Source organism: Kitasatospora sp. NPDC058184 (assembly GCF_042883725.1).
Taxonomy (GTDB): domain Bacteria; phylum Actinomycetota; class Actinomycetes; order Streptomycetales; family Streptomycetaceae; genus Kitasatospora.
Map to the genome: position 1 here is coordinate 161,586 of NZ_JBHVVE010000001.1, position 9,427 is coordinate 171,012.

Genomic DNA, 9,427 nt, shown 5'->3' on the forward strand with positions numbered 1-9,427 from the left:
TGGTGACAGGTCCCGGCCAAGGACATAATCGCCGCCATGAGCCAAGCACAGCCACGGCCCTGCGGCCTCGCCCCGCCGCTGGTGGAGGCGACCGCCGGGCGGCCGCCGGAACGGCTGCGGCTGCCCGGCGGCCTCTGGCTGCGGCGCCGCCGCAGCAGCCACACGGCGGCGCTGAACCAGGCCGTCCGCGCCAACCTGGACCACCTGCGGCCCTGGATGGAGTGGGCGGCCGAGGCCCCCTCCCGGGCCCGGACCGCCGAGCTGACCCGGGCCGGCGCGGCCGCCTGGGAGGCCGGCACCGACTTCATGTACCTGGCCGGCCTGGACGCCGAGCCCGGCGGCGTGATCGGCGCCTTCGGCCTGCACGGGCGGATCGGCCCGGGCGCGCTGGAGATCGGCTACTGGGTCGCCGCCGGGCACGTCGGCCGGGGCATCGCCACCGCCGCGGCCGGGGCACTGACCGAGGCCGCGCTGGCCCTGCCCGGGATCACCCGGGTGGAGATCCGCTGCGACCGGGCGAACGGCGCCAGCGCGGCCGTCCCGCGCAAGCTCGGCTACCGGCTGGACCGGGTCGCGGAGGCCGCCGTCCGGGCTCCGGGCGAGACCGGACGGCAGCTGGTGTGGGTGCGGGAGCGCTGACGGCGCGGGTACGGGGGCAGCGCCGCCGTCAGTAGCGCTCGCCGGTCGCGGCCGGCAGCGCGTCCAGCTCGGCCAGGTCCGCCGCCGAGAGCTCGATCCCGGCCGCCCCCACGTTGTCCACCAGGTAGCGCGGCGTCCTGGTGCCCGGGATCGGGAAGACGTACCGGCCCTGCGCCAGCACCCAGGCCAGCGCGACCTGCGCCGGGGTGGCGCCGATCCGCTCGGCGACCGCCCGGACCTTCCCGACCAGCGCCAGGTTGGCCCGCAGCGCGTCGTGCTGGAAGCGCGGCAGCCGGCGGCGGAAGTCGTCGGCGGGCAGCTCCTCGATGGAGGTGATGCCGCCGGTCAGGAAGCCCCGGCCGAGCGGCGAGAACGGCAGGAAGGCGATGCCCTGCTCCTCGGTGTACGGCAGCACCTCGGCCAGCGCGTCCCGGGTCCACAGCGACAGCTCGGACTGCACCGAGGCCACCGGGTGCACGCTCTGCGCCCGCTTGATCTCCTCGACGCCCGCCTCGGAGAGGCCGATGCTCCGGGCCTTGCCCGCCGCGACGACCTCGGCGAACGCGCCCCAGGTCTCCTCGATCGGGACCTGGGGGTCGACCCGGTGCAGCTGGTAGAGGTCGACGTGGTCGGTGCCCAGCCGGCGCAGGCTCTCGTCGATCGAGCGGCGCACGTGCTCGGGCCGGCCGTTGCGCTCCTGCTGGCCCGCGCCGCCCGGCACAATGCCGACCTTGGTGGCCAGGAAGGCGCGCTCCCGGTACGGGCCGGCCAGCGCGGCGCCGACCACCTCCTCGTTGGTGTACGGGCCGTACATGTCGGCGGTGTCGATCAGGCCGACGCCGAGGTCCAGCGCCTGCCGGATCACCCGGACCGACTTCTCGTCGTCCCGGTCCCGCTCGGTGTAGGCCCAGGTCATGCCCATGCAGCCGAGACCGATGACGCCGATCTCCGGGCCGCTGGTGCCGAACGAGGCGTTGCGCATGGTGGTGCTCCCGTCGTGATTTCCGCGGCTCCCGTGGGGGTGGCCGCGGTGTTCGCGTGGTGGTGCGTGATCAACGCCTTCAGCTTTCACCTTGGAGTGCACTCAAGGTCAAGCCCCTTCGTCCCCGGGCCCGCCGCGACCGCCGCCCGGCATCGTCTTAACCGTTCCTAAAACCTGTCCCTGACGGGGCGTCCGAGGCCGGGAAACGCTTGACGTGCACAGCTGGTCTAGTCCAGTTTGATGCTCAGCACCGCGCTCCCCCACCCCGGACCACCCCAGGCCGCCGCCCGCCCCGCGCCTCCCCCTCGCGGCGCGGGCGGCCCCCACGTCCCGAGAGGCACCCCCATGCCCAGCGCGCCCCAGCACGCCCCCACGCACCGCCGCCCCGCCCGCCGGACCACCCTGCTGAGCCTCGCCGCCGCCACCGCGCTCGCCGCCGGCGGCCTGGCCGTCCTCGCCGGGAACGCCGGCGCCGCCGACGGCAACCTGCTCGCCAACGGCGGGCTGGAGAGCGGCGCGCTCGGCCCGTGGAGCTGTTCGGCCGGCACCGGGAGCGTGGTCGACTCCGGCGCGCACAGCGGGACGTACGCGCTCAAGGGGGCGGTGGGCGCGAGCGACACCGCGCAGTGCGGCCAGACCGTCAGCGTCCAGCCCAACACCACGTACACGCTCAGCGCCTGGGTGCAGGGCCGGTACGTCTACCTCGGCGCCACCGGCAGCGGCGTCACCGACCCGGCCACCTGGACCGCCGGCGGCGCCGACTGGCAGCAGCTGTCCACCAGCTTCACCACCGGGGCGGCCACCACCAGCGTCACCGTGTACCTGCACGGCTGGTACGGGCAGGGCGGCTACCTCGCCGACGACATCGCCCTGACCGGCCCGGGCGGCGGCAACCCGACCACCCCGCCGCCGAGTTCGACCCCGCCGAGCCCGACGGGCACCCCGACCGGCACGCCGACCGGTACGCCCACCGGCGGCCCGGGCACCCCGGCGCCGAACGTCGCGCTCCCGGTCGCCCCGTTCATCGACATGGGCGCCTGGCCGACCCCCTCGATGCCCGACCTGGCCAAGGCCGCCGGCCTCAAGGGCTACACGATGGGCTTCGTCACCGGCGTCGGCTGCAAGGCCAGCTGGTTCAACGCCTACGACCCGCGCACCGCCTGGGCCAAGGACCAGGTGGACGCGCTGCGCGCGGCCGGCGGCGACGTCAAGGTCTCCTTCGGCGGCGCCGCCGGCACCGAACTCGCCGCCGCCTGCACCACGGTGGACTCGCTGTTCGCCGAGTACGACGCGGTGGTGAGCGCCTACAACCTGCGCTACGTCGACTTCGACATCGAGGGCGCGGCCATCGCCGACACCGCCGCCAACGACCGCCGCTCGGCCGCCCTCGCCAGGCTCCAGCAGGCCCACCCGGGCCTCAGGGTCTCCTTCACCCTGCCCGTCCTGCCCGAGGGCCTGACCTCCGAGGGCGTCGCCATCGTCAAGTCCGCCCGGGACGCCGGGGTGGCCGTCGACCTGGTCAACATCATGGCGATGGACTACTACCGGAGCGGGACGGACTACGGCAACGCCGCCGTCCAGGCCGCCCAGTCGCTGTTCGGCCAGCTCAAGGCGCTCTACCCGGCGAAGACCGACGCCCAGCTGTGGGCCATGGTCGGCGTCACCCCGATGATCGGCGAGAACGACGACCACCAGGTCTACAACCAGGCCGACGCCCAGCAGTTGGTGGCCTTCGCCCGGCAGAACCACCTCGGGATGCTCTCCTTCTGGGACGCCACCCGGGACGCCAACGCCTGCACCGGCGGCTCGCTGTCCAAGTGCACCAACATCCCGCAGCAGCCGTACGAGTTCGCGAAGATCCTCGGCCAGTACGCGGGCTGATCCCACCGGCCACCGGCCGCCGGGCAGTCGACCACACGCCCGGTGGTCGGCCGGCCGCCGGCCCCGCCTACCGGGAGGCGGAGTGGTGACGCGCCCCGGGGCGGCTCAGGTGTCGTAGCAGCCGCACCAGGGGGCGTCGAAGCCCAGGCCGTCGGGGTAGAGCTCGAAGTGGACCCGATCCTCCTCGTCGTCCACCTCGTCCGGTTCGTAGTCCTCGCGCACCAGGCCGAACAGTTCGCCGTCGACCTGCACGGCGAACGGGGCGATCGCGATGTCCCCGTACTCGCGGCCGGGCAGGGCGTCGAGCCACTCCGCCAGCAGCAGCCGGGCCTGCGGCGCCTCGTCGGCGGGGCGTATCCGCGAGTCGAGGTGGCGGCCGGCGCCGTCGAAGCGGTGCAGGACGGCGTAGTACCGGCCGGCGCCGAGGCAGAGCGCCGAGGCGAGGAACTGGCCGCCCTGCCAGCGGCCGATGGTGTCGGTGCGGTGGTCGGGCCGGTGGCTGACGGGGATGACCTCGGGAACGTTCACGGTCGAACCGTACGGGCGAGCTGTGACAGCACCGCCGGCTCCGCGCGGCCCAGCGGCCGGCTCAGCGGCCGGTCGGAAGGTTCGCCCCGCCGGTGCAGTCGAGTACCACACCCGTGACGAAGCCGTTGGCGGCCAGCAGGTGGATCGCCCGGGCGACGTCCTCCGCCCGGCCGACCCGGCCGACCGGGGTGGTGGCGGCGAGGCCCTCGAACAGCGCGGCCCGCTGCTCGGCCGGTACGCGGTCCCACCACGGGGTGTCGATCACGCCGGGCGAGACGGCGTTGACCCGCAGCGGGGCCAGCTCGACGGCCAGCGGCGGCACCATCGCCTCCAGCGCGCCGTTGATGGCGGCCAGTCCGGCGGTGCCGGGGAAGGCGGCGCGGGCCGAGGCGGCGGTGATCAGGGTGACCGAGCCGTCCTCGCGCAGGTGCGGCAGCGCCGCCTGGAGCACGCGCACCTGCGGCCAGAACTTGGCGTCGAAGCCGGCCGCGAGTTCGGCCAGGTCGAGCTGGGCGAACGGGCCGGCGCCGGCCGCGCCGCTGACCGCGACGACCAGGTGGTCGACCACGCCGGTCGTGGCGAAGAAGGCGGCGAGGGCGGCCGGGTCGGTCGCGTCCAGCGGGTGCCCGGTGGTCTTGCCGCCGATCCTGGCGACGGCGGCGTCCAGCCGGTCGCGGTCGCGGCCGGTCACCACGACCTCGGCGCCGTCGGCGGCGAAGGCGGTGGCCGTGGCCTCGCCGATGCCCGAGCTGCCGCCCATCACGACGACGCGCTGTCCGGCGAAGGGGGTTGACGCAGTGCTCATGGTGGTGGGGCCTTTCGACTTGTCGAGACTGTCGGTTCCGGAAATGATGGTTGTCGAGACTGATAGTCTTGTCAAGGGGAATCGGGGAGAGGCACACCGGAGGAGAGGGAGCACGATGAGCGAGACCGAGGGCACCGAGGCCACCGAGGGCACCCCGGCGGCACGCCCGCACACCGGACGCCGCCGCAACGAGGCCGCCCACCGCGCGATCCTCGACGCCGCGCTGCGCCTGCTCGCCGAGTCCGACGGCACCCCCGTCACCATCGACGCCATCGCCCGCGCGGCCGGCGTCGGCAAGCAGACCGTCTACCGCTGGTGGCCCTCCAAGGGCGCCGTCCTGCTCGACGCCCTCACCGACCGCGCCGGCCAGGACGTGTCCGGCCCCGACACCGGCGACCTGCGCGCCGACCTGCGCGCCTTCGTCAGCACCACCTTCGAGGCGGCCCAGCGCGACACCACCGCCCCCGCACTGCGCACCGTCGCCCGCGAGGCCGCGCGCGACCCGCACCTCGCCGACCTGATGCGGAGCTTCACCGCCACCCGCCGCGACGCGCTGCGCGAACTCCTCACCCGGGGACGCGAGCGCGGCGAACTGTCCGCGGACGCCGATCCGGACCTCATCGCCGACCAGGTCTACGGGGTGTTCTGGTATCGCTTCCTGCTCGGGCACGGGCCGCTGGACGCGGGCACCGCGGAGCGGCTCGCCGACTCACTGCTCACGGGGAACGCCAGCGGGAACGCCCGCGGGAACGCCGAGGCAAACACCGAGGGGAACCGCACCCGCTAACCCCGCTGCCGCCCCTGGCCGCGCCCGCGCACCAGGGGCAGGTACACCTCGTCGACGATCTCCACCAGGACGTCGTCCGGCGCCGTCGGCACCCCGCGCGCCATGAACTCGTTGCGCAGCAGCACCATCGCCACCGTCGCCACCCGGGGGTGCAGCGCCTCGGGGGCGGCCTCGCCGCGGGCGACGGCGCGGCCCAGGACGGTGAGCCAGGGCGCGGCCACGGCGTCGCCGGACTGGTCCTGCAGCTGGGCCAGGAACTCCGTGGCACCGCCGGCCGCGGCCAGCAGCTCGCGCAGTACGGCGCCCAGCGGGGAGCTCCAGTGACGGTTCGCCTGGCGGAGCAACTCCAGGGCGTCGCCGCGCAGTTCACCGGTGTCGGGGAGCGGGGCGGTCTTCGCGAGCTGCTTGTACGCGGCGATGCCGAGTGCCAGCCGGTTGGGCCAGCGGCGGTAGATGGCGTTCTTGTTGGTGCCCGCGCGGGCGGCGACCTTGTCCATGGTCAGCCCGGCGTACCCGGCCCCGGTGAGCTCCTCGACCGCGGCGTGCAGGATCGCCTCCTCCAGCGCCGCTCCGCGCCGCCGCGTCTGCCCGGCCATGCCCTCGCTCCGCCCAGTCCGCCCGCCGATACCGCCCGTACCCTCCCCATCCTTCTTGCCGTGCCGGGCCGTCGGCAACTACGGTACCGGCCGTACCGTAAATTCTCTCTCGCCGGAAAGGCGGAAGAACGTGCGCACCAAGGGAATCAGCTACGACACCGGCTTCATCAGGGACGGGGCGTACTCCCGCGCCTGGTTCGACTCCGAGGCGGTCGAGCGCGAGCTGCGGATCATCCGGGACGACCTGCACTGCACCGCGGTCCGCATCATGGGCGGCGACCCGGAGCGGATCGAGCTCGCCGCCGGCCACGCCGCCGACCTGGGCCTGGAGGTCTGGTTCTCGCCCTACCCGCTGGAACTGACCGCCGACGCGATGCTCGCGCTCCTCACCGACTGCGCCGAGCGCGCCGAGCGGCTGCGGCGGCGCGGCGCCGAGGTGGTGTTCGTCACCGGCGCCGAACTCAGCCTGATGAACCCGGGGTTCCTGCCCGGCTCCGGCATCGGCGAGCGCCTCGCCCTGCTCGCCCGGCCCGAGCAGGTGCGCGAACACCTCGGTGCGGTGAGCGGCCGGGTCAACGCGTTCCTCGCCGAGGCGGTGGCCGCCGTCCGGGCCCGCTTCGGCGGGCGCGTCACGTACGCCGCCGTACCGCTGGAGCGCGTCGACTGGGAGCCCTTCGACCTGGTCTCCCTGGACCTGTACCGCTCCGCCGAGACCGCCGACCGCTTCGCCGGCGGCGTCCGCGACCTGACCGCCCAGGGCAAGCCGGTCGCCGTCACCGAGTTCGGCTCCGCCACCTTCCGCGGCGCCGGCGACCGGGGCGCGAACGGCCTGGACATCGTCGAGTACGCCGACGGGGGCCCGGTCCGGCTGGACGGCGTCTACGAGCGGGACGAGGCCGGGCAGGCCGCGTACGTCCGGGAACTGCTGGAGGCCTTCGACGCCGGCGGCATCGACGCCGCCTTCGTCTTCACCTTCGCCCTCTACGACCACGTCCACCGCCCGGACGGGGACCCCCGCGACGACCTCGACCTCGCCAGCTACGGCGTCGTCAGGACCTACGAGGACCGCGTGGGAACCACCTACCCCGGCCTGCCCTGGGACCCGAAGGAGGCGTTCTCCGCCGTCGCCGACTACTACCGCACCCACTGAGCCGCCCGCCGCGGAAGCGCGGGAAGTCGGCCGGGCCGACCTCCCGCGCACGGCGGCCCGCCCGCGGCCGGGCGTCAACGGGCCGGAGCGGCGGCGGGGCGACGGCGGCGGTGGTAGGCCCAGGCCAGGGCGAGGGTGATCGGGCCCCAGAACATCGCCGTCGAGGTGCAGACCCGCCCCAGGAGCAGCCACCAGCCGTTGCTGTAGCCGACCTCCTCGAACACCCCCAGCCAGCCGAGCGGCATCCCGTCGAACAGGGCCGCCAGGACCAGCCCGCCGAGCACGGCCGGGACGACCGCCGCGAGCGGCGGCACCCGGCGGCCCCGCAGCACGGGCACCCAGCGCGGGAACACCTCGCCCCAACCGCTGACCAGCCCCAGGGTCAGGAGCGTCAGCGCCTCGGTGAGCACGCTCAAACCGATCACGTACGGGGCGGCCCACCAGACGTAGGCCGGGGCCTGCGGGTCGACGGTGCCCATCCGGAAGTCGAACGCGAACGGCAGCCGCCACAGGCAGTGCGGCAGCACGATGAACGGGAGGGCCTTGGCGAGCCGCAGGGCCCACCGGGGAACGGGGCGCTCGGTGTCGCCCACCGGGATGGTCTTCAGCATGCGTCCACGCTCCCGGACACCGCCCCCGCCGCACGTCCACCGCTCGGCCCGTCCCCCTCCCCCGCGCGAGCCAGCCGCCCGTCCGCCCAGGGTCGGAGACGGGCCGTCAGCTGATGGACCCCAACCCGAAGGCGGACTTCAGCAGCCCGAGGGCGTACGGGGTCTCGGTGCCCTTCAGCGTGGTCGGGTCGACCGAGTACACGACCGTCCGGGAGAGGTCGCGGGTGGCGAAGACGCCGCTGGTGGAACCGGGCCGGGAGCCGGTCTTGCCCCAGGCCACGACGCCGCCGGAGGCGAGGCGCACGAGGCCCATGCTCATGCACGCCGTGTCGTCCGGGCAGTAGCGGTTGCCCGGGGCGACGGGCACCTCCGGGACGGTGAACAGCTCCTCCTGCTGGGCCGGCGGGAGGAGGCGGCCCCGGAACAGGGCGGTCATGAAGCGGTCCAGGTCGGGGGCGCTGGAGATCATGCCGCCCTCGGCCCAGGGCCACGGGCTCTGCTCGGTGACGTCCACGCGGTGCGAGCCGCCGTCTGCGTCGGGGACGGTCAGGTACGGGCGGGTCGCGGGGCGCCGCAGCGCCGGGTCGTCGGCGTCCGGGAGGGAGGTGTCGCGCAGGCCGAGCGGGCCGATGATCCGACGGCGCAGCTCGTCGGCGTAGCGGTGGCCGGTGACCTTCTCGACGACCAGCCCGGCGACGAAGGTGTTCATGCCGTTGTACTGCTGGGCGGTCCCGGGGTCGAAGGCCGGCGACTGCCCGGCCGTCGAGGCGACGATCTCCTCGGGGGTGGGCGCGTCGAGCCGGTGCTCGGCGAACCAGCCGGTGGTGCCGTCGCCCCAGAACGTGTTGTCGCCGGTGGGCAGTCCGCTGGTGTGGTTGAGCAGCTGCCCGACCGTGACCGCCCCGAACTGGGCGGGGAGGTCCGGGAGGTACCGCCGGACGCTGCCGTCGAGGTCGATCCGGCCCTCGGCGGCGAGTTGGAGGACGACGGTGGCGGTGAAGACCTTCGAGATCGACCCGATCCGGAACCGGCCCTGCGGGTCCACGGCCGCCCCGCCCTCCGCCGAGCTGCCCTCGAACCTCCCGGCGGAGCCGGTGACCCGCACGAACCCGGCGGAGACGTCGGCGGCGGGCCGCTGGGCGAGGGCGGCCCGGAGCGCCGCCGGGTCCAGCGGCGGCAGCGCGGACGGGTTCGCCGCCGTCGTCGCCGACACGGTGGCGGTGGAGGTGGTGGCGAGGGCGGGCGTGCCCGCCCCGACCGTCAGCGCGGCCGCCAGGGCGGCGGAGGCGGCCACGACGGCCCAACGGTTGCGGTTCGTGTGCGCGTTCACGTGCGGTCCGGCTCCAGACTGGTCGTGGGGGGGGGCGGGGGGTGGCCGCCCCCCCGGAGATGTTTAAGGTAACAGGCGCCCCGGGGCGGACGGGGGGGGGGGCGCCCGCCCCCGATGT

The 9,427-nt window shown here is 74.9% G+C and carries 10 protein-coding genes; 4 read left to right on the forward strand and 6 right to left on the reverse strand.

Annotation, left to right across the window (positions count from 1 at the left end; all coding sequences use genetic code 11):
• Positions 1 to 36: 36 nt before the first annotated feature.
• Entirely contained in the window at positions 37 to 639 is a 603-nt protein-coding gene (locus ACFVXH_RS00660; RefSeq protein WP_117487287.1) for a GNAT family N-acetyltransferase, read from the forward strand.
• A 28-nt stretch (positions 640 to 667) separates the two neighbouring features.
• Here the strand turns inward: ACFVXH_RS00660 and ACFVXH_RS00665 are convergent, their stop codons facing one another.
• On the reverse strand, positions 668 to 1,621 hold the full coding sequence (locus ACFVXH_RS00665; RefSeq protein WP_049658731.1) for an aldo/keto reductase: 954 nt from the start codon (positions 1,619 to 1,621) through the stop codon (positions 668 to 670).
• Between the two features lie 345 nt (positions 1,622 to 1,966).
• Between ACFVXH_RS00665 and ACFVXH_RS00670 the strand changes: the two genes are divergently transcribed.
• A complete protein-coding gene (locus ACFVXH_RS00670) occupies positions 1,967 to 3,502 on the forward strand; it encodes a carbohydrate binding domain-containing protein (RefSeq protein WP_387819355.1) in 1,536 nt (511 codons plus the stop codon).
• Positions 3,503 to 3,607: 105 nt separating this feature from the next.
• Here the strand turns inward: ACFVXH_RS00670 and ACFVXH_RS00675 are convergent, their stop codons facing one another.
• The gene (locus tag ACFVXH_RS00675) at positions 3,608 to 4,030 is read right to left on the reverse strand and encodes a hypothetical protein (protein WP_387819357.1); all 423 of its coding nucleotides are present in this window, start codon (positions 4,028 to 4,030) and stop codon (positions 3,608 to 3,610) included.
• Between the two features lie 61 nt (positions 4,031 to 4,091).
• Complete coding sequence (locus tag ACFVXH_RS00680) at positions 4,092 to 4,835, reverse strand: SDR family oxidoreductase (RefSeq protein WP_049651400.1); 744 nt, start codon at positions 4,833 to 4,835, stop codon at positions 4,092 to 4,094.
• Between the two features lie 115 nt (positions 4,836 to 4,950).
• On the opposite strand from ACFVXH_RS00680, the gene ACFVXH_RS00685 reads away from it, so the two are divergent.
• Positions 4,951 to 5,622 (forward strand): TetR/AcrR family transcriptional regulator, encoded by a 672-nt coding sequence (locus ACFVXH_RS00685; protein ID WP_387819359.1) that lies wholly within the window; start codon positions 4,951 to 4,953, stop codon positions 5,620 to 5,622.
• Here ACFVXH_RS00685 and ACFVXH_RS00690 read toward each other — a convergent pair.
• A complete protein-coding gene (locus tag ACFVXH_RS00690) occupies positions 5,619 to 6,218 on the reverse strand; it encodes a TetR/AcrR family transcriptional regulator (protein WP_387819361.1) in 600 nt (199 codons plus the stop codon). The genes ACFVXH_RS00685 and ACFVXH_RS00690 overlap by 4 nt on opposite strands.
• 130 nt (positions 6,219 to 6,348) lie before the next feature.
• Between ACFVXH_RS00690 and ACFVXH_RS00695 the strand changes: the two genes are divergently transcribed.
• Positions 6,349 to 7,368, forward strand: a complete 1,020-nt coding sequence (locus ACFVXH_RS00695) for a hypothetical protein (RefSeq protein WP_387819363.1) — start codon at positions 6,349 to 6,351, stop codon at positions 7,366 to 7,368.
• 74 nt (positions 7,369 to 7,442) lie between these two features.
• On the opposite strand, the gene ACFVXH_RS00700 is transcribed toward ACFVXH_RS00695, so the two are convergent.
• Positions 7,443 to 7,979 (reverse strand): hypothetical protein, encoded by a 537-nt coding sequence (locus tag ACFVXH_RS00700; protein WP_049651396.1) that lies wholly within the window; start codon positions 7,977 to 7,979, stop codon positions 7,443 to 7,445.
• A gap of 106 nt (positions 7,980 to 8,085) precedes the next feature.
• On the reverse strand, positions 8,086 to 9,309 hold the full coding sequence (locus tag ACFVXH_RS00705) for a serine hydrolase domain-containing protein (protein WP_387819365.1): 1,224 nt from the start codon (positions 9,307 to 9,309) through the stop codon (positions 8,086 to 8,088).
• Positions 9,310 to 9,427: the final 118 nt, after the last annotated feature.

Coding starts and splice junctions, on each gene's coding strand:
- ACFVXH_RS00660 (WP_117487287.1), top strand. CDS start 37: ATGAGCCAAGCACAGCCACGGCCCTGCGGCCTCGCCCCGCCGCTGGTG.
- ACFVXH_RS00665 (WP_049658731.1), bottom strand. CDS start 1,621: ATGCGCAACGCCTCGTTCGGCACCAGCGGCCCGGAGATCGGCGTCATC.
- ACFVXH_RS00670 (WP_387819355.1), top strand. CDS start 1,967: ATGCCCAGCGCGCCCCAGCACGCCCCCACGCACCGCCGCCCCGCCCGC.
- ACFVXH_RS00680 (WP_049651400.1), bottom strand. CDS start 4,835: ATGAGCACTGCGTCAACCCCCTTCGCCGGACAGCGCGTCGTCGTGATG.
- ACFVXH_RS00685 (WP_387819359.1), top strand. CDS start 4,951: ATGAGCGAGACCGAGGGCACCGAGGCCACCGAGGGCACCCCGGCGGCA.
- ACFVXH_RS00690 (WP_387819361.1), bottom strand. CDS start 6,218: ATGGCCGGGCAGACGCGGCGGCGCGGAGCGGCGCTGGAGGAGGCGATC.
- ACFVXH_RS00700 (WP_049651396.1), bottom strand. CDS start 7,979: ATGCTGAAGACCATCCCGGTGGGCGACACCGAGCGCCCCGTTCCCCGG.